Origin of the sequence: Armatimonas rosea, assembly GCF_014202505.1 — a bacterium.
Lineage (GTDB): Bacteria > Armatimonadota > Armatimonadia > Armatimonadales > Armatimonadaceae > Armatimonas > Armatimonas rosea.
Window position 1 is genome coordinate 624,952 of record NZ_JACHGW010000004.1, and the last position, 23,683, is coordinate 648,634.

Sequence of the window (23,683 nt, forward strand, 5' to 3'; positions counted from 1 at the left end):
TAATTTTGTTTCGAGCCGTGTATAATACTTGCTTAGATGACACGCACAAAAATCGTCTGTACCCTCGGCCCTGCGGTCGATGCCCCTGAGACTCTGGAGCAGCTGATCCGAGCGGGGCTGGATGTTGCTCGCTTCAACTTCTCGCACGGCACCCACACACAGCACTCCGATCGCTTTGCCCGCCTGAAAGCCGCGGCGTCCGCAGTGGGGAAGCATGTCGCGGTACTCCAGGACCTCTGTGGGCCAAAGCTACGCGTGGGCACCCTGGAGGCGGGCGTGGTGCTCGACGATGGCGCGAGCGTTCTGCTCACCCAAGAGGGCAGCATTGGCAATGCCGAGCGAGTCCCTCTGCCCATTCCCGAGTTCTTTGCGGTCGCGGATGTGGGGGCACGGCTCCTGCTCGACGATGGGCTCTTGGAGCTTCAGGTGGAGGAAGTGCTCCCGGAGGCCGTGCGCTGCCGCGTGATCCAAGGTGGGCCGCTCTCGTCGGGGAAGGGCGTGAACCTGCCGGGGGTCGCGCTCCCCATCCGCGCCGTGACCGAGAAGGACGAGCAAGACCTGGCCTTTGGTCTCGCGCTGGGGGTGGACTATGTCGCCCTCTCGTTTGTGCGCCACGCCGACGATGTCCACTACCTGCGGTCTCTGATGGAGCGCGCTGGGCGTGTTGTCCCCATCTTGGTCAAGATCGAGAAGGCGGAGGCAGTGGAGAACCTCGATGCGATCTTAGCGGTCGCCGACGGTGCGATGGTGGCCCGTGGGGACCTCGGGATCGAGCTTCCGGTGGAGGAGATGGCGATGATCCAGAAGCGCCTGATCCGCGCTTGCAACACCCTGGGCAAGCCTGTCATTACCGCCACCCAGATGCTAGACTCCATGATCCGCAACCCGCGTCCCACCCGCGCTGAGGTGACCGATATCGCCAATGCCATCCTCGACGGCAGCGATGCGCTGATGCTCTCGGGTGAGACCGCGGTCGGTGCCTACCCGATCCAGGCAGTCGAGACCATGGGCCGAATCGCACGCCGCACCGAGGAGCAGCTCAACTACGACCAGATTCTCCGGGACAAGACCAACCTCTTTGGCCGAGAGAGCATCACCGATGCGGTCGCGGAGGCGGCGGTCACTATCGCCCACGACCAGCAGGCCACTGCCATCCTCTGCGCCACCGAGACCGGCGGCACCGCGCGCTCTGTGGCCAAGTTCCGCCCGCGCTCCCAGGTACTCGCGGTCACTCCCTCCCCCGAGACCTGCCGTCGGCTCGCCCTCTTCTGGGGGGTGCAGCCCCTCCTCATGCCGCCGCCCACCAGTGTCGATGGACTGCTCCTCGAGAGTACGGCAGTTGCGGAGCGGAGCGGCTATCTCAAGCAAGGAGATCTCTTTGTCCTGACCTCGGGGACGCCTCTTGGCAAGCCGGGCAGCACCAATCTCATAAAGGTACACTCTCTTGGCGATCCTCTCTAAGTCCACCCCCACCCGCCGCCCTCGTCGCATCACGTGGCGGGTCTTTTGTGGCAGTCTTGGCATCCTGCTTGGTCTGGCTCTCTATGTCCGCTGGCTCTCACTTCCCTGGGCGCAGGGCATGCAGACCAGCCGCAAGGTTCGCCAGCAGGAGGCCCGCCTTCGAGAGCGCCGTGCGGAAAATGCACGCCTTGCGCAGCACCTGGTGTACTTAAAGTCTCCCGAGGGAATCGAGTCCCTGGCCCGCTCACGAGGCTACCACCGCCCTGACGAGCAGGTCTACCTAGAACCCCATCGCTGAGGAAGACAGTAAAGTCTGCCAGAATAACGTTTGAAAATTAATGAACTTTGGGCATAATAAACCGGGCCCTATCTCTTCCTCTCCGTTGCAGCCCACCCCCTCCTCAATAAACGAACATGATTGTCTTACAACACAGAAAGGAAACCTGCCCGTGTCCGTAGAGCTCATCTCTACCAAAACACAATCCTCTCGCTACGGTGCCTACGAGGCGCTCAAGCGGGGAATGGACATCTCATTTTCTTTCGTGGCACTCCTTCTGCTCTTTCCTCTCTTTGTCACTATCTCCGCAATTATCTTCGCAACCGACCGTGGCCCGATTATCTACCGCCAGAAGCGCGTAGGGCGAGGAGGTCGGCTCTTTACCTTCTACAAGTTCCGTAGCATGGTCACCAACGCCGACGAGCTCAAGGCGAAGCTGGCCCACCAGAACGAGGCCTCCGGTCCCATCTTTAAGATGAAAAACGACCCGAGGATCACCCCCATTGGCCGCATTCTTCGCAAGACCTCGCTCGACGAGCTCCCGCAGCTCTGGAGCGTCCTTCGTGGCGACATGAGCCTAGTCGGTCCTCGTCCCCATCTGCAAGCGGAGATCGACGCCTACGAGGGCTACCCCCTAGAGCGGCTCTCGGTTATCCCTGGCCTGATCTGCTACCGCGAGATCTGTGGGCGCTCTAGCCTCACCTTCGAGCGCTGGCTGGAGCTCGACCTTGAGTACATCCAGACCCGCTCCCTAAAGACCGACCTTACTATTCTGCTTAAGTCCGTTCCCGCAGTTCTTCTCGGCAAAGGCGCCTACTAAGGCTCCGTGCTGGGCACCGTTGCTCAGCTTTGCCTGTAGGATAGAGGCTGCATGCTCTCCCCCACAAACCTCCGCATCGTCCCTGCCTTGTGTCTGTCTACCAAGCTGACAAGGGTCCAAAAGGACAAAACCGGGAACCTATTGCCCCTCCCCTACTCTAAATGTGGTGTAAGAAATCCCACAGTCCCCCCCTTGGGTAAGAAGGAAGCGGCGGTGTTATGGGTAACCTATAAGGGGTTCGCTTGACAGGCAAAGAGCCTGCACGTACAATTACCGGGATATTTTTTCACGTAAAAGGGAGTTTCTGATGCCAGGAACCAGAAAAACAAAACAACACACACGATCTTTTCCGCAGACGCGCGGGGGCATATTGGCGACCGCGACGGCGCTAGCCCTTCTTCTTCCCGCAGCAGCTGCCTGGGCCGATGGCCAGATCAAGTTTAAGGTCGTCAATGCCAAGACCGGTGAGCCACTCCCGGGAGCGGTAATCGTCATCAAGGCGGGGCCCAAGGACCTAGACGACATCCAGTTCAACACCGCCTCCAATGGTCTGGTGACAACAGGGGACTTGGACTCTGGGGAGCGCACCTACACCGCTCAGGCGCTGGTCAATGGCATCAGCTACAAAAAGATCACGGGCAAGATCGTTGTTGTAGACGACCAAGCGGTCGAGGTCGAGATCAAGCTGGAGTCGCTGGGCGTCGTTGTCAAGGATATTGTTGGAAAGCAGATCCGCCTCGATGTGAAGGATGCGGGGGTCTACACCTTCCGGGATCGTGAGCAGCTTCAGTTCTTCCCCAATGGCGTCGGAAACCGCCAGAGCCTGAGCAAGGCGCTCCGCTCCGTTCCCGGTATGGTCCCCGATAGCATGAACCGCCTGCACCCACGAGGTGAGGCTGACAACGGGACCATCTATCTCGACGGCTTCCAGCTCCCCTCGTTCCTCGCTGGAAGTGTCTCCCAGCTGCTGACTCCCGAGATGCTGGAGACCGTCAAGGTACGCACAGGGAACCTAGGAGCCAACTTTGGTGGGGGCGGGACGATCCTCGATACTACTCTCCGGCCCGCGATCAGTGGAGGAGGCAGCCCGCTTTCCCCCACCTTTGAGTATGCCTTCGGGGCGGAAGAGTTTGGAGGAGCCTCCCAGACCTTTACCATCGGTCGCCAGATTGGCGCGATGCGGCCGGGGAAAGACGGCAAGCTCGCCCCCAGTACCGCCTCGCGTGCGGGCTTTATCCTGACCTACTCGCGCCGCCAGAGCGATGATTTTGTGGAGTCGCCTCAGCCCCAGCGCCGTCGGTCCAACAACACCGGAACCTCTGAGTCGCTGCTAGGTAAGTTTAGCTACCGCATCAGCCGCCAGATGGAGGCGTCCGCCCTTCTGGGAAGTAGCGCCGCCAACACCGGGGTTGCCAACCGCCAGGGGCTTGATGCCAGCTATATCAATCGTGGGCAGGGCTATGGCTTTGGTGGCAACAAGAACGCCACCGACTTCCCCCGTGTCAACTTCCAGGACGGGACAAGCTTTACCGCAAGCCAGGAGATCTTGGACAACCAGGTCTACCAGTCCGATAACAACAAGTTCTACGCCCTCCAGCTCAACCGCTCGTTCTCTCCGAAGCTACGGGGAACCTTCACGGTAGGCGGTGCTCAGTCGGCACAGAGCACGACCAATAACAACGCACTCAACTACTCCAAGACCACGGGGGCGGCCTACTCTCCCCTCACCATGCCGGCGGACTACTCCATTGAGTACAACCCCACCACGGGCCTCAACTACACCCAGTCCCAGGTACAGGCAGACTTCACGTACAGCAACAAGGGGGCACATGACTGGCGCTTTGGAATCCTCTCCCAGAGCCTGAAGGGAAATGAGGCCTACCAGTTCGTCCCCATGAGCAACACCGCCGCCAACGCACTGCTCAACCTCAATAGCTTTATCGGCACCAGCCTGCGGGTCAATAGCGACAACACCACGTGGCCGTCGATGTTCATCCGCCGCACGGGGGGCTACAGTGCGGTCTACGCCCAAGATACCTACTCCCCGACAGATCGGATTCGATTTAACCTGGGACTCCGCGCCGAGAACTACGAGCAGAACCAGCTCTTGGTCGTGCCGGGCTCAGGGCGTGCGAACTACGACAGCAAGCGCAGTGATAACGCGGTCTCTCCCCGTATCAATGTCCTCTACTCCTTCCCCTCAGGGATCTTGCGCGGTCTCACCAAGGGACAGCCGTCGGTGATGCGTGCCGGTTACAACCGTATCTTTACCTCGCCCGGGATCGGCCAGGGAGCGATTGGAACGAACCAGGTGGGTGGCGCAGCCCCTCTCCCGGTTGCGGCTCAGACCAACGACCAGATCGACCTTAGTCTGGAGCAGCAGCTCCGTGGTCAGAGCATCCGCCTCTCGACCTACAGCAAGGACATCAAGAACGCCCAGTCCTGGCAGCAGATGGTTCAGGGACCGCAGGCCGGAGCCTACATGATGGTCAATACCGGCGATGCCAAGGTCAACGGATTTGAGGCGCTCTATGAGATCAAGCCTCGGACCCTGGAGCCACGCCCTGGGTATCTGGAGCCGATTGTCGGTGGGCTGAGCGGCTACATCTCCTATGCCTCAAGCAAGTCCGAGCGCCAGGGTGCCGCTGTCGGGGGGCTGATTCCGGTCTTCCTACAGGACTGGGACCAGCAGCAGACGGTAAACCTCGGCGCGGGCTACCAGCTCGCGAACGGGGGGCTTGCCTCACTGACCTACTACCACGGTAGCGGCCTGCGCTCGTCGGTCACAACAGCCGGCGGGGGACGCACACCGATCGACCAGGTCGACCTGCGCGTGCGAACCCGCTCCCACTTCCTCAACAACCTCCATGCCCTGGAGTTTGGTGTGGAGAATCTCACTAACTCACAAAAGGCGCTGAACTTCAGCCCCGCGGGAAGTGCCAACAACCCGAACTTTGCAGGGACACGCTTCCAGCAGGGACGTCGTTTTGTGGTTACCCTGTCTGGCAAATTCTAGGGAACCAACTTAATAATATGGGGCCAAGTCTCAACTTTGGCCCCATTCTTGCCAACCCTACCACTAGAGAAATTAACGAGCCTTGACCTAAGGCTCTGAGGAGAGAGTTCGAATCATGGGGACAAATCCGCTTTTTGAGTTTTTCAAGCGCGAGCCATTTATTGCCATCGTGCTGGTCCTGATGTCCGTGTCGGGTCTGATGGTTATCATTGAACGGATCATCGCCTTTAACAAGTTTGGATCGACGAGCTCCGGCTTGATGACCGAGGCGCTGGACCTGGTGAAGGCGGGCCGTGACAACGAGGCACTCCGAGCGGTCAACGATCAGCCTGGCCCCGTTGCGGCGATCGCCCGTGTCGTTCTCTCCAATGCCAAGCGGCCGGTGCACGAGGTCGAGCGTCTGGTTCAAGAGGCAGCCGAGGAGTACTTCCTCGCGCTGGAGAAGTACCTGCCCGTTCTGGACACGATCACCACGCTCTCGCCGCTGTGGGGTCTGTTTGGGACGATCATCGGAATGATCCAGGTCTTTGTCCAGTACGCGGCGGCCAACGACGACAAGACAAAACAAGCAATTCTACCGAGCGTCGGAACCGCGCTCTACGCCACGGCGGGTGGAATTCTTATTGCGATTGTGAGCTTTATCGCCTACAATTACTTTGCATCCCGACGCCTCCGGATTATCGCGGAATCTGAGCAGGCGGCGACGAAGCTGATCAATGCACTGGAGGCGCGCGGCACCTTCGCCCGCTAAGCGAAGAAGTTGCGTGCTTTATTCAGGAGATCGTCATGCGTTTCAGCAGTAAGCGGGAGACCAAGCACACTAAGATCGAGATCATTCCCATGATCGACACGATGTTTTTCCTACTCGTGTTCTTTGTGCTTGCGTCGCTCAATATCATAGACCTCCGCGGCCTCAACCTCGACCTACCCCCGGCAGCGAACGGCGGCAAACCTCTCAAGGATGCCAAAGACGTCAAGCTGGAGGTGGAGATCGACAAGGATGGGAACAAGACTCTCGTCGGGGACAAGAACCAGAAACCGGTTAAGGTCCCCAAAGGAACCAGTTCCAGCTCGGACATGATCAAGCTTGTCGATGGACAGCTTGGTCGTCAGGCAGGTGTCAGCGATCTGGAGAAGGTCACGATCGTGATCTCCCCAGACCCAGACACTGCCCACGAGAATGTCATCCATGCCGTAGACGATGCACGAGGAGCGACCATCGAGAAGTTCTCGATCCGCTAGACAAACCAGAGAGGTCAACAACGTATGGCACACATCAAGCGACGAGAGTTTAAGAAAACCAAGATCGAGATCATCCCCATGATCGACACGATGTTTTTCCTCCTTGTGTTCTTTATCCTGGCATCTCTGAATGTCATCGACATGAAGGGTGCCCAGGTAAAGCTGCCCTCGTCCACGAACCAGGACAGGCAGGTTCAGGCAAAGATCACGCTCACCATACGGGAGAACGGCGATATGGTGGTCAATAAGACGGAGGTCGTCCACAAGGTGGAAGAGCTTCCTGATTATTTGGTCCAGCAGCTCCAGGGACAGGTTGACGCAAACAACTTGCCGCTGACGCCGGAAAATGCGGTCGTCGTTATCAACGCCGATCGCAAGGCTCACTATTCGGTGGTTCGAAACTGCATTGACGCAGCACGCCGCGTCAAGTTCCGCAAGTTCTCCATCGCCACGGACCCGAAATTCGGGAACGGTTAAGTCTTAACGGAGTACTTTAATGGCAAATCTTGACCATGGCGTAATCGCCCAGCTCATCAACATACCGGAAGATGATTCCGGTCGACGTTTTATGGCGGCCTTGCTTGCTTCCCTCGGCATCAATGCCGCCGCCATGATTGGCATCAATGTCGCCAGCGCTCTTCACAGCGACGGCGAAAAGCCCCCCGCACAGATCGTCGCCAAGCCCGTCGATCTGGTCTTTGACAATCCCCAGCTCATCAAGCCTGAGGACAAGCCCCAGCCCACACCTGCTCCCAAGCCTCGGCCTCGTGTCAAGCAGACCCTGAAGCCTAAACCGGTCATCAAGTCCAAGCGGCCCGAGCCGGTCAAGCCCAAGGAGAAGAAGCCCGAGCCCGAGCAGAACAAACCTGAGCCGGATAAGCCCCAGCCCACCCCGGAGCCTGAGGCGGTCAAAGAGCCCGAGCCGGTCAAGGCGGAGCCAAAGCGCGAGCCAGAGCCCGTGCGCAAGCCCACGGTGAAGACAGCGGCGTCGGAGCGGCGGCCCAGTGATGTCCAGCAAAACACGACTGCGACCAACACGACAGCAACCACCTCTCAGACGGCGGTCAATACGAGCACCAGCGCCCAGAACAACAGCGCCGCTCGTATCGCGGGAAGCGCCGGTGAGGCTGCTCGTAGTAGCGAGGTCGCGGCCGGAATTAGTAGTGCAACCGCTCTCAGTCGGAGCTTGCCAACCCGAAACCCAGGAGCACTTGCAGGCGGCTCCAGCCGCTCAGCGGTCTCTGCTACCAGCGAGCGCGCCGACTCGGGCGCGATCGTCGTGGGTGGTGGAAACAACCCTGCGGCTGCGGCGAACTTCCGGCCCTCGGATATCGCCCGAAGCTCAGGGGTTGCCGGCGCAAGCGGTGGCGCGGTGCGCGGTGGGAGCAGCGGCTTTTCCAGCGCGGCGGGCTCTACCTCGATCGCCTCAATCTCTGCGCCCTCGTATGTGGGACGGCGTGGTCCGGCGATTGGCAACACGGCGCTGGTCTCCGAGTCTAAGGCGGTACTGACCTCGGCGATGTCCGACGACGGTAAGGCCAACTCCGGGCTCGCGACCATCCAGGGTACCAAGGGCCAGGTGGCGACCTCGGTGGCAGTTGGACGTACCGGCGTGAGCGGCGAGTCTGCCGGGCGTGCTGGTGTGGGGGGTGGCCGCAATATCGGCTCCGCGAGTGTCGGGGATGCCTCGGTCTCTGGGGCTGGCCCTGGGGGCTCACGGGGACCCGCAAACGGCACAGGACGCCTCACCGATAGCACGACCCGCGGTAGCGTCAGTGGTGCCAATGAGGGCGAGCGTGGCTCGGGCCTCTCTGCAGGCAGTGGCAATGCCGCAGGCGCAGCGGGCGGCACGGCGACCCGTACCGGCGGCGGTGGCGGGCCACAGGGCCAGGCAGGCCGTGCCGGTGGCGGTGGCGGCGGTGGTGCAGCAGCACGTGCGTCGGGTGGTGGCGATGCGGGTGTCGAGACCAAGAACGAGAACAAGGAAGAGAAGAAGCCCATCGTCAAGAAAGACGGCGGGGTGGTGGATAAGAAGCCGGCGGGAAGCGAGTCCAAGCGAAACGAGGACGCAGAGCCGACCTTCGAGCCCACCCCTGAGCTGACTTCCGACATGAAGAAGCGGCAGTTCAAGACCAGTGTCCGCGTCCGGGTCACGATCGATGCCGACGGGAGCCACGAGGAGGAGATCATCCAAGGCACCGGCGACGACGAGATCGACCAGCTGATCCTGCGCACGATGCGTCGCTGGAAGTGGCGACCTGCCTACAAAGACGGCGAGAAGACCAAGTCCACTCGTCCCTATAGCTTCCGAATCAGTATCGACTAAAAAGCAACAAAGCCCCCCGCTTCGGTTGGAAGCGGGGGGCTTTCGCTTTTTTGATTAGGCCGCTTGCCGCGCAGCCTGCTCCATGGTCTCGACAAAGTAGCTCTCCAGCGGCGAGCCGATCCCCGAGCGCAGATGAGCATCCATCTCATGCTCCGCCACGACCTTGCCGCCGTAGATCAAGATCACCCGGTCACAGAGCTGGGCCACCTCATCGAGCTCGTGCGACGAGAAAAAGATGGTCGTGCCTTGCTTACGAACCTCGCCTAAGAGCTCACGCAGGTGCCGACGCCCGATGGGATCCACCCCGCTGGAGACCTCGTCGAGGACAAGCAGGGCGGGCTTCCCCAAGAGCGACTGTGCAATCCCGAGGCGCTGCTGCATTCCCTTGGAGAATGTCCGGAGCTGCTGCTTCTCCCGGCCCTCTAGGCCAACACGGCGCAAGAGCTCCATCGCTTGATCGTCGAGTGCCTTCCCCGAGAGCCCCTGAAGCTTCCCATAGAGTCGTAGGGTCTCTAGAGGGGTCAGGAAGGGATAGTAGAGCGCCACCTCGGGCAGGTAGCCAATCTTGGCCTTTGCCTCAGCGGTTCCCGCGGGTAGCCCAAAGACACTGATCTCCCCCATCTCCGGGAGCACGAAGCCCATGATCGCCTTGATGGTCGTGGACTTCCCTGCGCCATTGGGGCCGAGAAACCCCAGAACCTCACCCGGCTGCACCGAGAACGAGAGGTCATGAACAACCTGCCGGGCGGGCTTGAGAAAGCCGCCTTTGTACGCCACGGTTAGTCCCCGCACCTCCAGGGCCGCCGCCGGCCGTACTCCACCTTCTTCTAATCGTAATACCGTCATCTTTCGAGTCACTCCACTCTAGTTTTCGGCGGAGTTGCCCGGTATCTTTACGGTTGGCTGGACATCTTAGACATCCAAGATCGTCCGCGCGGCCTCGGAGAGTCCTGCGATGGTCTCGGGGCGCAGGGACGTGCTCTGGTTGGTCTGCTGGGGCTGGTCTCGGCGGGTGTAGTAGGCGTGCAGGGCGCGCCGGGGACGGCTGGTGCGGTTGAGGGTTCCGCCGTGCCAGGTGTGGCTATTGAAGATCACCACGGTCCCGGCGGGCGCGACCAGCACTTGCTCACGGGGGTGAGGATCGGCGGGGTTCTCCATCTCATCGCGGGGGGCCTTGCCGCTATTGTGGGAGCCGGGGACAACGCGGGTCGCTCCATTGTCGAGGGTGAAGTCGTCCAGTAGCCAGATCGAGTTGCAGACAAAGAACTCACCGGGCTTTGTGGCCCCGCTCCAGTCCGCGTGGAGGTGCTGGAGCCCTTGGCCGGGGAGGGCAGCGCGGTGGTTGAGCGACGAGAGCTTCAGGTCGCCTTGCAGGACATGGGCGATCCCCGCCAAAACACGCGGGTGGGTGTAGCACGGCAGAAAGAGCGGGCTCTTGTCGACCAGATTGGCGAGGCGGTTGGTTCCCGCCTCCTGGTGCACCTCGATCCCCGCCCGCTCCCCTTCGTCGTCGAGGAGCTCCGCGAGGCGTGCATTGATCGCGGTGAGCTCTGCGGGAGTCAGGATATTGGGGAGAGCGAGAAAACCGTCTTGGTCGAGCTGGGCTTTTTCGGCGGAGCTGAGGGTATCGTCGTGGACCCCCAGAGCGGCCAGTGCATCGTGAATGGTCATGCAGGGGAGTTCGTTGTGGGAAGCGAAGTTTCCTCTTGTAAAATGCCCGGAAAAATTCCTGGGATAAAGGAAGGGATTTTGATGCAATGCGTGGTATATTATGGCGAATCTTGAGGAGGCAAAGTTTGGCACATTCCATGAGAGTTCGTTTTGGCTGGAGCGTCTTTGGCCTCGCTGCCGTAGCCATGGCTGGGTGCGGTGGGAGCACCGACTCGACCGTTCCACCACCGACTGTGAGTAGGAATATCTCGGGCGTCTGGCGTCGCTACCAGATCGCCATTGAGGGCACTCGTGTCAGCTGTCCGGATCCTAAGGAGCTTCTGGCTCCCAATACCCGTGAGCTGACCATCAACAATGTCGTGGTAGATACCTGTGGGTCCAGCGAGTCGCTGACCTTTGGTACCCCGACCTCTGTGGGGACAGGCCGCTATCGCCTCGTGACACTGCGCGGGACGGAAGATGGGACCTATACGATCACAGGCGACACCTTGACCCTGGTCCGGGATGCAGTCAATGGGAAGTACCTAAAAAATCTGGTACCTGCCCAAGCGTCCCAGCGCACGGTCTACAGCGTGAGCATCGTCAATAGTGTCATCCGTATCACCCCCATTGCTCAGCCTGTGTCCCTGAAGAAGGTGGACTCGAGCCTACCCGCGTTCCGTGAGGACGGCTCGATTATCGCCAGCAACGTGACGCCGGTTCCCAATGCCGATGGGACGATCAATACAATCGTTCTGCCGGGCACCAACGATGTGGCTACTGTCAACCCCGATCTCTCGATCACGGTTGGGCCCATCGCCAGTGGAGCGGGCACCGATGATACGCCCGGGTTTGTTCGTGTCCGTGCGGTGGAGAACGCCTTCCAGTTCCAGCCGGCAGACCCGACCTCCCCGGCCCCGACTCCTATGCCCGCCCCTTCCGGTAGCTAGGAAGTCAGCAGCTCTCTAAGTGCCCTCGGTGGACTCCACCGAGGGCACTTTTTGTTGCCCCCGCCGACGGAACGCACGCGGTGTCTCCCCGACCAGCTCCGTAAAGCGGCGTGAGAAGTGAAAGGCGTCCGCAAACCCCAGCGACTCGGCGACCTGCTGGTTTGTGCGCTGTGGAGAGAAGCGCAGGAGCTGCTGGGCAAGGGCGATCCGGCACTGCATGCGGTAGCGGGCCGGCGAGACCCCCTTAGCTTGCTGAAAACGCTTACGAAAGGTCTCGTAGCCCAGCCCAACCTCCTGCGCCACGAGCTCCAGAGAGAGGGACTCCTCCAGCTGAGTCTCCAGGCGCACACAGGCACGGGCAAGCCAGTCGTCGTGGGTAGGGCTCTTCTCCTGAGTCTCGCGTAGCAGGGGCTCGGCGAGCAGCTCCAGAAAATGGTGCAGGAAGGCAAGGCGCTCCTGCGGACTTGCCTGTGGGCCGTGGCTTCCAAGAAGTGCCTGAAGACGCCTTCCCCAGTCCAGGCCAAGCTCCCCCCCGCTACAGACCGGCTGCGCAGGGTTGAGGAGGCCCTCGTGACGCCAGAGATCAAAGATCGGACCATCGAACGTCACGTAGAGCTCATCCCAGCTCTGGCTCGGGGGCGGGCCGTAGCGATGCGGGAGGTCAGGAAAGACAAAGATCACATCGCCAGCCCCGAGTTTCCTATCGACTCCCAGGCTGTCCTGGTAGCGTCCGCGCCCCCGCGTGACCACCACAACCGCGTACGAGCCATAGACCCGCCAGCGCTCCTTTGTGCGTACGCCATGGCCTCCTTGAATCTCTCCCGTGAGGATCAGACGCCCCAGCGCGGTCCGTGTCAGCTCCTCTAGCAAGCGCTCTTGCTCGACCATTTCTGACATGTTTTCTCCCAAATTTGCTATGGATCCGCCATAATCTCTGTGTTATCCTACATGTCATGACAGCGCTCTGTCAAGGAGAAGACCATGCTTCCTGAGCTAGCTACCGACTACCCTCTCACTGCTGAGCAGACCGCCCACTACCAGACCAATGGCTGGGTGCTCCTCCGCTCGGTCGCGGCCCCCGACGAGATCCCGCCCTACCGTGAGGTTATCACGTCGATGACCAATGAGTTCGCCAAGCGCTACGCCCCCATAGAGCAGCGCGATACCTACGGCAAGGCCTTTATCCAGTTCTCCAATATCTGGGAGCTCTCCGACGATGTCAAGAAGTTCGTGACCGCGCGCCGCTTCGCCAAGATCGCGGCGGAGCTGATGGGAGTCGAGGGCGTGCGGCTCTACCACGACCAAGCCCTCTACAAAGAGCCGCGCGGGGGGCACACACCGTGGCACCAGGACCAGCAGTACTGGCCACTCGATGGCGTCAAGTGTGTCACCCTCTGGATGCCGCTGGTCGATGTCTCGGCGGAGATGGGCACCATGCGGTTTGCGTCGGGCTCCCAGGCGCTGGGCTACCTGGGCCATGAGAATATCTCCGATGACTCCGAGGCCCGCTTCGATGCGCTTGTGGCGGAGAAAGGCTACCCGCTCGCCTACGCCGGCGACATGGCCGCGGGCGATGCGACCTTCCACAACGGCTGGACCCTGCACGGTGCTCCCGGCAACGCCGACGCCGAGCGTACCCGTGAGGTGATGACCATTATCTATCTCGAGGACAACGCCACGATCTCGACGCCGGACCACGCCAACCGGGAGAACGACCTGCGCCGCTGGTTCCCCGGCCTCAAGCCCGGCGAGCTCGCCGCCAGCAGTCTCAACCCCCTGCTCTACCACAAGACCCTCCTGCCATGACGCTCACTGCACAGCGAAAGGAGCTAGAGCTAACGGGGGATACCTTCGGCGAGCTGCGTGAGTCCAACGATATCCTCCTCGACGGGCCAGCGCTCCAGCAGCGCATGGCCGACGACGGCTATCTCTTTTTCCGCGGAGCCCTAAGCCGCTCAGGTGTCACCGAGGCGCGGCGGGAGTGTGTGCGGCGGCTCGCGGAGGCAGGACGCTTGGAGCCGGGCACGGACCTGATGGACGCAATCCCGCGGAGGGAGGGCACCGGGAGCTACTTCTGGGCCGAGCTCGCGGAGGGCAACGCGCCGCTGCGGGAAGTACTCTACTCCGGGCCGATGATGGCGATCTTCGAGCGGCTCTTGGGCGGCACCGTGCGCCACTACGACTTCACCTGGATGCGGGCCGTGACACCGGGCGGCGGGACAGCCCCTCACTGCGATGTGGTCTACATGGGACGCGGGACAAAGAACCTCTACACGGCCTGGACGCCGCTGGGGGATATCCCGCGCTCCGTGGGGGGTCTGATCGTCCTAGAGGGCTCCCACAAGCGCCACGATATCACGGGGAGTTATCTGGCACAGGACGTCGACTCCTACTGTGAGAATGGGCCTGTCGCCGAGGAGGTGCGGACGGGAAAGATTCACTGGGAGCACCCCGAGACCCACGCCCCCTGGGACGGTGCCTTCTCCCACGACCCGCCCGCGCTACGCAAGCAGCTCGGGGGGCGCTGGCTGACAGCGGACTATGCGATGGGCGATGTGCTGATCTTCTCAATGGCGACCCTCCACGCTAGCCTAGACAACCAGGGCGACACGATCCGCCTGAGCTCCGACACGCGCTACCAGCGCGCCGATGAGCCCATCGATGAGCGGTGGATCACGGGGCCACAGGGCGAGAAACCCATCGCACATGGGCTCGCGGCCAAGCGCGGGAGAATCTGCTAGCGCCACTCAACCTGGAGCTGGATACGGCCCACGGCGCGCCAGCTATCGAGCAGGCTCCAGGCCTCCGCGGGGTTGGGGGTGGCAGGTGCGCCGGAAAAACCCTGGCGAGCCAGGAGCGCGACAATACGCTCGGGCTCGCCGGTAATCACGTCACCACTGGGGGTGACCACACGGATAATGCGTCGGGGTGGGAGCGGGCGGTTCTTGACATCGGGGCGCTTACCACGGCGTGGGGCGTGGATGAGGAGCAGCTCGATCAGCAGGATACCGATCAGCAAGACGGGAATCAGCGCGATCCAGAAGACGGCCATTGTCCCCCTCCCCTACTCCTCCGTCGCGTGCTGCCGCTTGGCCCAGAGCTCACCGAGCCCCGCTAAGGGAGTTGAGGTAACCACCGTATCCAGCTCGTCTTCGAGGACCGAGACACCGTTGGAGCACCCGCCCGCACAGAGAGGCTGGAGCGGTGCCGCCAGCAGGAGGTTCTGGCGGAGCAGATCCCCCAGGTTTAGGATTGTCCCCTCCACCACCGCGGCCTCGACATTCTCATCGACAATCTTGACCTCCCCTTGGGCATAGGCAGTGTTCTCGGCGATCAGGTCGAAGGACTCTTCCAAATCCGTGACCACGTCTTGGCGGGTCGGCTGGAGACAGCGCGTGCACTCCATCTCCAGGGTAGAGCGCACCTGGCCACTCAGAAGCAGGGCGGCCCCCGTATTGGTCAGGACCACGTTGCCCACGACCTCGGTGACCGCGCCAAGCTCCGCAATCGCCCCCACGGGAATTCCGACCCGGTGCTTGTAGCGCATGCCGGGAGTGCGGGCGAGCATCCCAATATCGAGCAGGAGCTCATCGGGGCCAGGGACTCCCGCCTGACGGTTGACTCCCCCCCGCGCGGCGACTTTACTGTTGGCAGGTGCGACCGAGACAACTCCCCCCTCGCCTGGGTCGTCGTCGTCTGTATGGTAAGCAAATCTTGACATCGTATTAATCTATCGCACACGGAGGGGGTTGTGCTAAGCTAGCGGCGCGTGGTGGTCGAGAGCCGGTCGGCCTCTTGCTGGCTGCGCTCGAGGAGCTGACGCCCCCGCTGGACCTGGTTGCGCAGGCTTCCCATCTTCTGCTCCACCCCGCCAATCAGGTTGTTGAGCTGCTGCTCCACCTCGACCAGGACCTCGCGGGCGTAGTTATCGGAGTCGCGGCGCATGTCTTGGGCGTAGCGGTCGGTCTCAGCGCGTAGCTCACGGACATAGCGGTCGATCTCCGTGCGGCGTGCATCGGCCTCAGAGCGCGCCTCACGGCGCAGCACCTCGGCGTCGGCCTCTGCCCCAGAAATAATCGAGCGCGCCTGGGCGTTTGCCTGCTCCATCACCGCGGTCTGCTGGACCATCACCTCGGCCTTGCGGCGTGCCTCCTCGACAATCCGTGCGGCTTCTTGACGCGCGAGCTCCAGGGTCTGCTCGGCCTCACGCCGCCCGGAGGCTCGGACCTGGTCTGCCTGAGAGTGGGCTGTCTCCAGAAACTGCTTGGCACTGCTCTGGGCGTTCTCCACCTCTTGCTCGGCGACCTGGCGTGCCTGGGCGAGCTGGTCGTGGGCATCCCGCTCCGCTTTCTCCAAAAGCCGATCGGCATCGTCCGCGATCAGACCCGCACGGCGCATGTCCTCGGGCAACGAGGCGCGTACCTTCTGAACAAGCGTGTAGAACTCTTCCTGGTTGAACCGAGAAAAGCCCATCACGACTGTTGCATTGTCCACGAGCGCCTCCAGGCGCTCTAAGCACTTCAGTGTATCTATGGGAATGCCGCTCCTTCTCCAGCAAATCGAACCTTTAAAGCACGCTGCACCGGCTCGGGTGCCAGCGCGGAAATATCGCCACCAAGACGTGCGATCTCTTTGACAATCGAGGAGGAAAGATAGAGGTACTCAGCACTCGTCATCAGAAAAAACGTCTCAATATCAGGAGCCATCTGCCGGTTTGCCAGAGCAATCTGAAACTCAAACTCAAAGTCTGAGACCGCGCGAAGTCCACGGACAACAACTCGGACTCCAAGCTCCCGGACAAAGTTCACCAGCAGACCATCAAAGCTGGTCACGCGCACATTGGGCCAGGGTGCGACGCACTCCTGTAAGATCGTCACCCGCTCGTCGGGAGTGAAGACAGAGCTCTTGGTGGAGTTCCGCCCCACAGCGACCACAAGCTGATCGAACGTCTTTGCGGCACGCTCAATGATATCAAGATGACCGTTGGTTGCAGGATCAAAGGACCCTGGATAGACTGCCGTGATAGGTTGGCTCACGTTGGATCATTCTACCGCAATTTTAAGAGTTTATGTCCTCGTGATGAACTCTTTTTCATTCTTTTGGAACCAAAGAGCCATGAACGCAAAACACACCTCGCTTCTTGATAATGTCCGAGTCGCGGCCCCGTGCCACGAGAGCTGGGACGCCATGCCGGGAACGGCCCAGGTGCGCTCCTGTGAGCGCTGCCAGCACAAGGTCTACAACCTCTCCGAGCTCACCCAGGCCGAGGCCGAGGCCCTTCTCCGGTCTGCAGAGGGTCGGCTCTGTGTGCGCTTCTACCGCCGCGCCGATGGGACGATCATGACCAAGGACTGCCCGGTCGGAAGCACCGCACGCCGCGCACGCCGGATCACCCAGGCCACTGCGGGGGTCGCCGCCGCCGTGGGAACCGCCGCCGCGCTCCTTCGCCCCCAGCCCCAGGCGCACGTGACCATGGGTTCCCCGATGCCTCTGCCCGTGATCCAGTCCACGCCTGAGCCGCTCCCCCAGCCCGTCATGGGCGCTGTCGCCGCTCCCCGAAATGCCGAGCTGGGTGAGATCGCCCTGCCCGAGCGCGAGGTGATGGGCAAGGCGGTCGTGGTCGTGAAGAAATCCAACCACTAGGGCTTGGGCGGTATCATAGGGAGCATGAGTGTTCTGGAAACCGATGTCTCTGCTCCCCCAGCCCCGAAGGCGCGCACCAAGACCGCCTCAAGAGTCGCCTCAGCGACCGCAGTGCTGCACGATCTGCTGATCGTCACATGGGCCGTCCCCGCCGACTCCCTCCAATCATTAGTTCCTGCCGGGACGACTCTGGAGCGCCTGCCCCGCGAGGACGGTAGCCTGGTCGGGTTTGTCCAGCTGCTCTTTGCCCTGCGCGACGATGCCCGGTGGTCGGTGCTCCCCGCGAGCATGGGCGATGACTTTCACGAGGCGACTCTCCAGGTGCTCACGCGCGACACCGATGGCCCCTCGGCCTTTGTGGTGAAGCACTTTGTGGCGAGCACGCAGATCGCGACCAGCCTCATGCCCTTCACGCAGGCGGCCGAGGAGGCGCGCTTTCATGTCTATGTGGCGGGCGACCCGGCGCGCCAGACCTTCGAGAAACTGGGAATCAAGCTCACGACCCACTCGGTGCAGGTCCATGTGCGCGGCGAGGCGACCGAGCTCCCGGAGCGCACCCTCGTCGGGCCGTGGCTGGAGAGTGTCGCCTTCTTCTCCCGACTCGAGCGCCAGGTCCACCCGGGACGCCTCCCCAAGGACTCCCAGACCCTCTTCCGCACCGAGCACCCGCCGCTCAAGCCCGTGGCGGTGAAGCTGACCCACCAGATCGTGCGCCCCTTCGATAATTTGGAGCTGGGCGAGCCGCTTCTGGCGCTCTACCAGGCAGAGCTTCCCGTGACCAACCTGCCTATCCGACGAAGGTAACAGCAACGCCGGGAAGGGCGAGCTCTAGCCGCCGGCCTAGCTCCCGCGCGCCGGGGTTCTCAGTCGCATGGTGGCCGCCGTCGATGAGCAGAAACCCCTGCTCGGCGGCGGCGACAAACTCATGGTGGCGGATATCCCCGGTCACGAGCGTATCCGCACCCGCGGCCAGCGCATCGGCCAGGAGCTCCGCCCCCGCCCCACCACAGACCGCGACGGTCTGCACCGCCAGCGCCCGTGTCGGAGTCAGGGTGCGAGGCGCGATTCCCAAGACATTGCCCAGCTTGTTGAGAAAATCCGTGGCGCTGAGCGGCTCGCGCAGGAGCCCCACCCGCCCAATCCCGTCGCCACTCTCCTTCGCCGTAACACGCAGGACCTTGACCTCGGTCAGGCCCACCAGCTCCGCCAGAACATCGTTGATCCCGCCCTGCGCGACATCCCAGTTGGTGTGGGCACAGGCCACCGAAAGCCCGTGCCGCGCACAGGCCAGGACCACGCTCCCCGGATGCGGCTCGTCGGCAAGGAGCGTCCGGGCGGGCTGGTAGATCAGCGGATGGTGCGCCACGATCAGGCTCGCTCCCACCTTGCGCGCGGCCTCCACCGCCCGGTGCGTCACATCGAGACACGCAACAATCCCGGTCAGCGGTGCCTTGGAGTCGCCGATCAGTAGGCCACGCGGGTCACTGCCCAGCGTAAGGTACGGCGGCGCAAGCTGGTCGAGCGCCGCAATCGCATCACGAATAGTCGTCATTGTTTAGTAGCTCAGCAGGGTTGTGATATCGCGCCCGACCAGCTTGCTACGGCCCGCCAGAAACGCCAGCTCGATAAAGAAGGCAAATCCAACAGTCGCGCCGCCCAGCTTCTCGACCAGCTGCCCCGCCGCCACGGCCGTCCCCCCGGTCGCGAGGACATCATCGACAATCACCACCCGCTGCCCCGGCTTGATGGCATCGACATGGGCCTCGACAGTCGCAGTTCCGTACTCCAGCGCGTACTCCTGGGTGACAGTCTTGTAGGGGAGCTTCCCCGCCTTGCGAAACGGCACAAACCCGACTCCCAGCTCGTGGGCAACAGGGGCACCAAAAAGAAACCCACGGGACTCGATCCCGACAATCACATCGGGGCGGAGGCGCTTGATGTCCTCGGAGAGCGCGGCGATCACCTCGGCAAAGGCGACTGGGTCGGCAAGGACGGGGGTGATGTCTTTAAACATAATCCCCGGCTGGGGGAAATCGGGGATATCACGGATGAGGGTTGCGGCTTTCATGGCTCTATTCTACACTGTTTCGGGCGGCTAAAGCGGCCCGCTGGTGCGGCAAGACCCATAAATGGACCTGTATACTAGCGTATGGAAACGCGGACAAAGATGTTAACAACGGGGACAACGTTTGCGGTGGACGATGTCGCTCCAGCACAAACGCGGCTAAAACAAGAGTCTCTTCTCACTTCCCTGGAGCGGCGCAGTGGACGCACCTTTATCAACCTTCCTCACCACGACAAGCCCGTCGTTGCCAACGCGACCTTTCATCCGCTGATCGAGGCGATCCACCGTGCCTTCGCCGACCACCGCCCGCTCGTCCTCTCCCCCGATGCGATCTGGCTGACGATCCAGCAGGGTTTCGCACACCATGTCAACGAGAACGCCGAAGCGCTCCGTCCTCTGCTCGTCTCCCACGAAGGCAAGCGGGAGCTTGTCGTGGGGATGGAGAGCTTCCCCACCGACGAGACCTGGCCCGATGCGATCGCGCTCTGGTCGGCGAGCGTGCGGGAGTACATCGATCCCCAGCTCCACGCCGCACTGGTCTGCAACTTCTCCACCACCACCTCGGCGATCCGCACCGCCAGCGAGGTCGCGCTCCTGGATGCCTTCCAGCGCTACTTCGACTATGTCCTCCTCTGCATCTGCGGCATCCCCGCGGTCACTCTCTTGGGCACACCCGACGACTGGCGCAAGATTCGCCAGCGTATCGAGCTTTTGGAGCCCTACGACCTCGGCTGGTGGGTCTCTCGCCTGCGCCCGATCCTCGATGAGCTCGTCAAAACCGCCGAGGGCAGCCCCGATACCAAGTTCTGGCAAGCGATCTACAAGCCCGCCTACGCCTATGGCGGTGATGTGGCCACGGGTTGGATCAGCGATCTCTTTCCCTACTTCGGGGATAGCGGTGAGCACTACCGCAACGACACCCTCGCTATCCCCCGCCAAGACTGGGCACTTGTCAGCAAGGACGACCACCCGATGGGTCGCGCGGGAGTCTCCCCCAAGACGTTCCCTTCCGGCCTCGCCTGCGCCCCGATTACGCTACGCCCCGGTGAGTTTCGTCTCAATCTCCTCGCAGGGTTTCTGGGTGTCACCCAGGACGCACAGACAGGAGCACTCGCACCCCTTATCGGCTGGAGCGTCTGTGAGCCAGATCGAATCGATGCCTTCTGGAACCGGTGCAGTGGAGCCTTTCCTTCCGATGCCGCCACAGAGAGTCACCCTAGCTGCTGGGAGAGCCTCCCCGCGGAGCTAGTCGCCTTTACCCAGCGGTTCTCCCGCATGACCCTCTTTCCCAATACTTCCCATTCCTGGGAGCTAAAGATACCGCAAATCGGTCACATCGCTCAGGGAACTGTTTTTGCAGAGGGGCCAGATGGCTGGGTTCTTTGCGTCGCGCTGAGCAGTGGTCCCCTCTCTACCTGGCTGCAGACGATTACTTTAGGCAAGTACCCAACTGTCCCCCCAGACGACAGCCACTACCACCAAGACCTAACCGATACGCGTGAGCTGGAAGGCACAGTTCTGGAGGTTCTGGAGCGGCTGATCGCCGGGCGGGGCGACCTCAGCCAGCTCTAAAACAAAAATGGCCGGAGGCGTTTGCCTCCAGCCATTCCTATTTGTCCCCCCGCCCGGCGGGGGTTAGGGGGGCTACCCTAGTCCTCGGGCTTCTTGCTGGCGTCGAAGTACTCGACCGTCTTGACCGAGTCGCCCTCACGGAGCTCGATCAGCTTGACGCCTTGGGTCGAGCGGCTCTGAGTGGTCTTGATCTCGCTGACCTTGACACGAATCCCGGTGCCATGCTCGGTGACAATCACCAGGCGCAGGTTCTCTTGCCCCTCGCGCGGCACCACACACGCGGCGATCAGGTTGCCAGTGCGCGCCGTGATGTCCATCGTCTTGAGGCCCTTGCCGCCGCGGCCCTGGGTCTTGTAGGCCTCCATCGATGTCCGCTTGCCGAGGCCATTGGCACCCACCACCAGCAGGTCGGAGTCGTCGGAGGCGATATCCATCCCCACCACACGGTCGTCGTCGCCGTCCAAGACAATCCCACGGACACCGCCCGATGCCCGGCCACTGGCGCGCACATCGGACTCCTTGAAGCGAATCGCCATGCCCTTGATGGTTGTCAGCACGATATTCTGCTCGCCATCGGTCAGCTTCACCCAGTTGAGCTTATCGCCCTCGTTCATGTCGAAGGTCACGAGGCCATTGGCGCGCAGGTTCGCAAACTCCGCGATCCGGGTGCGCTTGATCTCCCCCCGCACCGTCCCCATGAAGAAGTACCCCTCGGCGTTCTTCAGGTTGCGGATCGGGACGGTCGCAGTGATGTGCTCATCGGGGAGGATCTGAATCAGGTTGATGATGTTCATCCCCATCGCGGTCCGGCTGGACTCAGGCACCTCGAAGGCCTTCAGGCGGTAGACCCGGCCCCGGTCGGTGAAGAAGAGGATGTAGTCGTGGGTCGAGGCCATGAAGAGGTGCTCGAAGGCATCCTCCTCCTTGGTCTTGCCCGCGATCCGCCCCTTGCCTCCGCGGCCCTGGGTCGGGAACGTGTCCATCTTCAGGCGGCGAATATAGCCATCACGGGTAATCGTGATCAGCATCTCTTCGTCGGCGATCAAGTCCTCCAGGTTGATCTCCTCCGCCTCGGTCTTCTCGATCCGGGTGCGGCGGGCATCGCCAAACTTCTCGCGCAGGTACTCAAGGTCCTTCTGGATCAGCGCATCCACACGACGCTGGTCGTTGAGGATGTCCTCGAGGCGCGCGATCTCTTTCAGGAGCTCCTTGTACTCGCCCTCGATCTTGTCCTGCTCCAGGCCCGTGAGCTGGCGCAGCTGCATGTTGAGGATCGCCTCGGCCTGGATTCCGGTGAAGGCGAAGCGCTCGATCAGGCGGCCACGCGCCATCTCGGTGCTGCGGGACTGGCGGATGATCTGGATGACCTCATCGAGGTTCTGCACCGCGATTTGGAGGCCCTCCAGGATATGGGCACGGGCCTTGGCGCGGGCCAGCTCAAAGCGCGTCCGGCGCGTGATGATCGTCCGGCGGTGCTCGATGTACTCCTGCAGGATCCCCTTGAGCCCCAGGGTCTTGGGGCCGCGGCCGCCATCGACCAGCGAGAGCAGGATCACGCCGAAGTTCATGCGCATCGGGGTGTGCTTGAGCAGGTAGTTGAGGACCTTCTGCGGCAGGACATCGCGGCGCAGCTCGATCACCACGCGCATCCCGGTCTTGTCGGTGTAGTCGTTGACCCCGGTGATCCCCTCGACTTTTTTCTCCCGCGCCAGCAGGCCGATCTGCTCGATCAGCTTGCTCTTGATCACCTGGTAGGGCAGCTCGGTGATGATGATCGCGGTCTTGTTGTTGTCCATCTGCTCAAAATGGACCTTGGCCTGCATGGTCACCGAGCCACGCCCGGTCTCGTAGGCCGCGCGAATCCCCTTCTGGCCCAGGATGAGCCCGGAGGTCGGGAAGTCTGGGCCGGGGATGAAGGCCATGAGCTCCTCGGTAGTGACCTCGGGGTGGCGGAGCTGGTGGATCAGGGCGTTGCAGACCTCGGTGAGGTTGTGGGGCGGCATGTTGGTCGCCATTCCCACGGCAATTCCGGTGGCCCCGTTGCAGATCAGGTTGGGGAACTTCCCGGGCAGCACTGACGGCTCCCGGCGCTCGTTGTCGAAGGTGGGGACAAAATCAACGGTGTCCTTCTCAATGTCTTCGAGGAGCTCCATCGCCAGCGGGGTCATACGTGCTTCCGTGTAGCGGTAGGCCGCCGGTGGGTCGTCGTCGATCGAGCCGAAGTTCCCCTGGCCGTCGACCAGCGGGTAGCGCAGCGAGAAGTCCTGCGCCATACGCACCATGGTCATGTAGATGGCCTGGTCGCCGTGGGGGTGGAAGTTACCAATGGTCTCCCCGACGATCTTTGCGGACTTCAGGTGGCGGTTGTTGGGCGAGAGCCCCAGCTCGCGCATGGCGTAGAGAATGCGCCGCTGGACCGGCTTGAGGCCATCGCGGACATCGGGGAGGGCGCGGGAGACGATGGTCGACATCGCGTAGCCCATGTAGCTGGTGCGCATCTCCTCGCTGATCTCGATCTTGGGGCCATCGTAGGTCATCACCGCGACACCCGGCTCAGCCAGGGCCTCCGGCGTCTCCGGAAGATTCTCATCTTCAGGCGTAGCTTCAGCGGGGTTCGTTAAATCATCGGGCATAGAATATCCTCAAACAAAAGGCTACCGG

The 23,683-nt window shown here is 62.0% G+C and carries 24 protein-coding genes; 14 read left to right on the forward strand and 10 right to left on the reverse strand.

The window, feature by feature from the left end; translation table 11 throughout:
* Window positions 1–36: 36 nt before the first annotated feature.
* The 8 genes from pyk to HNQ39_RS30385 all read left to right on the forward strand — a co-directional run bounded on the left by pyk (window position 37) and on the right by HNQ39_RS30385 (window position 9,142).
* On the forward strand, window positions 37–1,461 hold the full coding sequence (gene pyk, locus HNQ39_RS22385) for a pyruvate kinase (protein WP_184202222.1): 1,425 nt from the start codon (window positions 37–39) through the stop codon (window positions 1,459–1,461).
* Entirely contained in the window at window positions 1,445–1,759 is a 315-nt protein-coding gene (locus HNQ39_RS22390) for an FtsB family cell division protein (protein ID WP_184202225.1), read from the forward strand. Before pyk ends, HNQ39_RS22390 begins: the two co-directional genes overlap by 17 nt.
* A gap of 151 nt (window positions 1,760–1,910) precedes the next feature.
* On the forward strand, window positions 1,911–2,558 hold the full coding sequence (locus HNQ39_RS22395) for a sugar transferase (protein ID WP_184202229.1): 648 nt from the start codon (window positions 1,911–1,913) through the stop codon (window positions 2,556–2,558).
* A gap of 370 nt (window positions 2,559–2,928) precedes the next feature.
* Entirely contained in the window at window positions 2,929–5,574 is a 2,646-nt protein-coding gene (locus tag HNQ39_RS22400; protein WP_184202232.1) for a TonB-dependent receptor domain-containing protein, read from the forward strand.
* 115 nt (window positions 5,575–5,689) lie between these two features.
* Entirely contained in the window at window positions 5,690–6,325 is a 636-nt protein-coding gene (locus HNQ39_RS22405; protein ID WP_184202235.1) for a MotA/TolQ/ExbB proton channel family protein, read from the forward strand.
* Between the two features lie 35 nt (window positions 6,326–6,360).
* Window positions 6,361–6,816, forward strand: a complete 456-nt coding sequence (locus HNQ39_RS22410) for an ExbD/TolR family protein (protein WP_184202238.1) — start codon at window positions 6,361–6,363, stop codon at window positions 6,814–6,816.
* Between the two features lie 24 nt (window positions 6,817–6,840).
* On the forward strand, window positions 6,841–7,293 hold the full coding sequence (locus HNQ39_RS22415; protein ID WP_184202241.1) for an ExbD/TolR family protein: 453 nt from the start codon (window positions 6,841–6,843) through the stop codon (window positions 7,291–7,293).
* A 19-nt stretch (window positions 7,294–7,312) separates the two neighbouring features.
* On the forward strand, window positions 7,313–9,142 hold the full coding sequence (locus tag HNQ39_RS30385) for a TonB family protein (protein ID WP_184202245.1): 1,830 nt from the start codon (window positions 7,313–7,315) through the stop codon (window positions 9,140–9,142).
* Between the two features lie 54 nt (window positions 9,143–9,196).
* Here the strand turns inward: HNQ39_RS30385 and HNQ39_RS22425 are convergent, their stop codons facing one another.
* Together HNQ39_RS22425 and HNQ39_RS22430 are read right to left on the reverse strand one after the other, a co-directional pair.
* On the reverse strand, window positions 9,197–9,988 hold the full coding sequence (locus HNQ39_RS22425; protein WP_184202247.1) for an ABC transporter ATP-binding protein: 792 nt from the start codon (window positions 9,986–9,988) through the stop codon (window positions 9,197–9,199).
* 66 nt (window positions 9,989–10,054) lie between these two features.
* Window positions 10,055–10,813 carry a phytanoyl-CoA dioxygenase family protein gene (locus HNQ39_RS22430; RefSeq protein WP_184202250.1) on the reverse strand — a complete coding sequence of 253 codons (759 nt, stop codon included), beginning with the start codon at window positions 10,811–10,813 and terminating at the stop codon, window positions 10,055–10,057.
* A 137-nt stretch (window positions 10,814–10,950) separates the two neighbouring features.
* Here HNQ39_RS22430 and HNQ39_RS22435 point away from each other — a divergent pair, with 137 nt between their 5' ends.
* Window positions 10,951–11,742, forward strand: a complete 792-nt coding sequence (locus tag HNQ39_RS22435) for a hypothetical protein (protein ID WP_184202253.1) — start codon at window positions 10,951–10,953, stop codon at window positions 11,740–11,742.
* Between the two features lie 15 nt (window positions 11,743–11,757).
* On the opposite strand, the gene HNQ39_RS22440 is transcribed toward HNQ39_RS22435, so the two are convergent.
* Entirely contained in the window at window positions 11,758–12,639 is an 882-nt protein-coding gene (locus tag HNQ39_RS22440) for an AraC family transcriptional regulator (RefSeq protein ID WP_184202255.1), read from the reverse strand.
* A gap of 84 nt (window positions 12,640–12,723) precedes the next feature.
* On the opposite strand from HNQ39_RS22440, the gene HNQ39_RS22445 reads away from it, so the two are divergent.
* Entirely contained in the window at window positions 12,724–13,548 is an 825-nt protein-coding gene (locus HNQ39_RS22445) for a phytanoyl-CoA dioxygenase family protein (RefSeq protein WP_184202258.1), read from the forward strand.
* Window positions 13,545–14,483 (forward strand): phytanoyl-CoA dioxygenase family protein, encoded by a 939-nt coding sequence (locus tag HNQ39_RS22450; RefSeq protein ID WP_184202261.1) that lies wholly within the window; start codon window positions 13,545–13,547, stop codon window positions 14,481–14,483. The genes HNQ39_RS22445 and HNQ39_RS22450 overlap by 4 nt, the downstream gene beginning before the upstream one ends.
* Here the strand turns inward: HNQ39_RS22450 and HNQ39_RS22455 are convergent.
* From HNQ39_RS22455 to coaD, 4 genes are read right to left on the reverse strand one after another with little or no spacing between them, the layout of a single operon-like run.
* Window positions 14,480–14,794, reverse strand: coding sequence for a hypothetical protein (locus tag HNQ39_RS22455; RefSeq protein ID WP_184202264.1), 315 nt, complete (start codon window positions 14,792–14,794; stop codon window positions 14,480–14,482). The genes HNQ39_RS22450 and HNQ39_RS22455 overlap by 4 nt on opposite strands.
* Before the next feature lie 12 nt (window positions 14,795–14,806).
* Window positions 14,807–15,463, reverse strand: coding sequence for a YceD family protein (locus tag HNQ39_RS22460; protein WP_184202267.1), 657 nt, complete (start codon window positions 15,461–15,463; stop codon window positions 14,807–14,809).
* 38 nt (window positions 15,464–15,501) lie between these two features.
* Window positions 15,502–16,236, reverse strand: a complete 735-nt coding sequence (locus HNQ39_RS22465) for a hypothetical protein (RefSeq protein ID WP_184202270.1) — start codon at window positions 16,234–16,236, stop codon at window positions 15,502–15,504.
* A gap of 35 nt (window positions 16,237–16,271) precedes the next feature.
* Window positions 16,272–16,778: a pantetheine-phosphate adenylyltransferase gene (coaD, locus tag HNQ39_RS22470; protein ID WP_184202273.1), complete on the reverse strand. Its 507-nt coding sequence runs from the start codon at window positions 16,776–16,778 to the stop codon at window positions 16,272–16,274.
* Window positions 16,779–16,857: 79 nt separating this feature from the next.
* Here coaD and HNQ39_RS22475 point away from each other — a divergent pair, with 79 nt between their 5' ends.
* A complete protein-coding gene (locus HNQ39_RS22475) occupies window positions 16,858–17,385 on the forward strand; it encodes a hypothetical protein (protein ID WP_184202275.1) in 528 nt (175 codons plus the stop codon).
* A gap of 24 nt (window positions 17,386–17,409) precedes the next feature.
* The gene (locus tag HNQ39_RS22480; protein ID WP_184202278.1) at window positions 17,410–18,189 is read left to right on the forward strand and encodes a YqjF family protein; all 780 of its coding nucleotides are present in this window, start codon (window positions 17,410–17,412) and stop codon (window positions 18,187–18,189) included.
* Here HNQ39_RS22480 and HNQ39_RS22485 read toward each other — a convergent pair.
* Window positions 18,173–18,937, reverse strand: coding sequence for a Nif3-like dinuclear metal center hexameric protein (locus HNQ39_RS22485; RefSeq protein WP_184202289.1), 765 nt, complete (start codon window positions 18,935–18,937; stop codon window positions 18,173–18,175). The genes HNQ39_RS22480 and HNQ39_RS22485 overlap by 17 nt on opposite strands.
* A 3-nt stretch (window positions 18,938–18,940) precedes the next feature.
* On the reverse strand, window positions 18,941–19,453 hold the full coding sequence (locus tag HNQ39_RS22490) for an adenine phosphoribosyltransferase (RefSeq protein ID WP_184202291.1): 513 nt from the start codon (window positions 19,451–19,453) through the stop codon (window positions 18,941–18,943).
* Window positions 19,454–19,534: 81 nt separating this feature from the next.
* Here HNQ39_RS22490 and HNQ39_RS22495 point away from each other — a divergent pair, with 81 nt between their 5' ends.
* On the forward strand, window positions 19,535–21,022 hold the full coding sequence (locus HNQ39_RS22495; RefSeq protein WP_184202293.1) for a DUF4419 domain-containing protein: 1,488 nt from the start codon (window positions 19,535–19,537) through the stop codon (window positions 21,020–21,022).
* A 77-nt stretch (window positions 21,023–21,099) separates the two neighbouring features.
* Here HNQ39_RS22495 and gyrA read toward each other — a convergent pair whose 3' ends face one another.
* Window positions 21,100–23,655 (reverse strand): DNA gyrase subunit A, encoded by a 2,556-nt coding sequence (gene gyrA / locus HNQ39_RS22500; protein ID WP_184202295.1) that lies wholly within the window; start codon window positions 23,653–23,655, stop codon window positions 21,100–21,102.
* Between the last annotated feature and the right edge of the window lie 28 nt (window positions 23,656–23,683).

Bases quoted from the DNA above. Each gene is read 5' to 3' on its own strand.
- pyk (WP_184202222.1), top strand. From the start codon at position 37: ATGACACGCACAAAAATCGTCTGTACCCTCGGCCCTGCGGTCGATGCC.
- HNQ39_RS22405 (WP_184202235.1), top strand. From the start codon at position 5,690: ATGGGGACAAATCCGCTTTTTGAGTTTTTCAAGCGCGAGCCATTTATT.
- HNQ39_RS22410 (WP_184202238.1), top strand. From the start codon at position 6,361: ATGCGTTTCAGCAGTAAGCGGGAGACCAAGCACACTAAGATCGAGATC.
- HNQ39_RS22415 (WP_184202241.1), top strand. From the start codon at position 6,841: ATGGCACACATCAAGCGACGAGAGTTTAAGAAAACCAAGATCGAGATC.
- HNQ39_RS30385 (WP_184202245.1), top strand. From the start codon at position 7,313: ATGGCAAATCTTGACCATGGCGTAATCGCCCAGCTCATCAACATACCG.
- HNQ39_RS22425 (WP_184202247.1), bottom strand. From the start codon at position 9,988: ATGACGGTATTACGATTAGAAGAAGGTGGAGTACGGCCGGCGGCGGCC.
- HNQ39_RS22430 (WP_184202250.1), bottom strand. From the start codon at position 10,813: ATGACCATTCACGATGCACTGGCCGCTCTGGGGGTCCACGACGATACC.
- HNQ39_RS22435 (WP_184202253.1), top strand. From the start codon at position 10,951: ATGAGAGTTCGTTTTGGCTGGAGCGTCTTTGGCCTCGCTGCCGTAGCC.
- HNQ39_RS22440 (WP_184202255.1), bottom strand. From the start codon at position 12,639: ATGTCAGAAATGGTCGAGCAAGAGCGCTTGCTAGAGGAGCTGACACGG.
- HNQ39_RS22445 (WP_184202258.1), top strand. From the start codon at position 12,724: ATGCTTCCTGAGCTAGCTACCGACTACCCTCTCACTGCTGAGCAGACC.
- HNQ39_RS22450 (WP_184202261.1), top strand. From the start codon at position 13,545: ATGACGCTCACTGCACAGCGAAAGGAGCTAGAGCTAACGGGGGATACC.
- HNQ39_RS22455 (WP_184202264.1), bottom strand. From the start codon at position 14,794: ATGGCCGTCTTCTGGATCGCGCTGATTCCCGTCTTGCTGATCGGTATC.
- HNQ39_RS22460 (WP_184202267.1), bottom strand. From the start codon at position 15,463: ATGTCAAGATTTGCTTACCATACAGACGACGACGACCCAGGCGAGGGG.
- HNQ39_RS22475 (WP_184202275.1), top strand. From the start codon at position 16,858: ATGAACGCAAAACACACCTCGCTTCTTGATAATGTCCGAGTCGCGGCC.
- HNQ39_RS22480 (WP_184202278.1), top strand. From the start codon at position 17,410: ATGAGTGTTCTGGAAACCGATGTCTCTGCTCCCCCAGCCCCGAAGGCG.
- HNQ39_RS22485 (WP_184202289.1), bottom strand. From the start codon at position 18,937: ATGACGACTATTCGTGATGCGATTGCGGCGCTCGACCAGCTTGCGCCG.
- HNQ39_RS22490 (WP_184202291.1), bottom strand. From the start codon at position 19,453: ATGAAAGCCGCAACCCTCATCCGTGATATCCCCGATTTCCCCCAGCCG.
- HNQ39_RS22495 (WP_184202293.1), top strand. From the start codon at position 19,535: ATGGAAACGCGGACAAAGATGTTAACAACGGGGACAACGTTTGCGGTG.
- gyrA (WP_184202295.1), bottom strand. From the start codon at position 23,655: ATGCCCGATGATTTAACGAACCCCGCTGAAGCTACGCCTGAAGATGAG.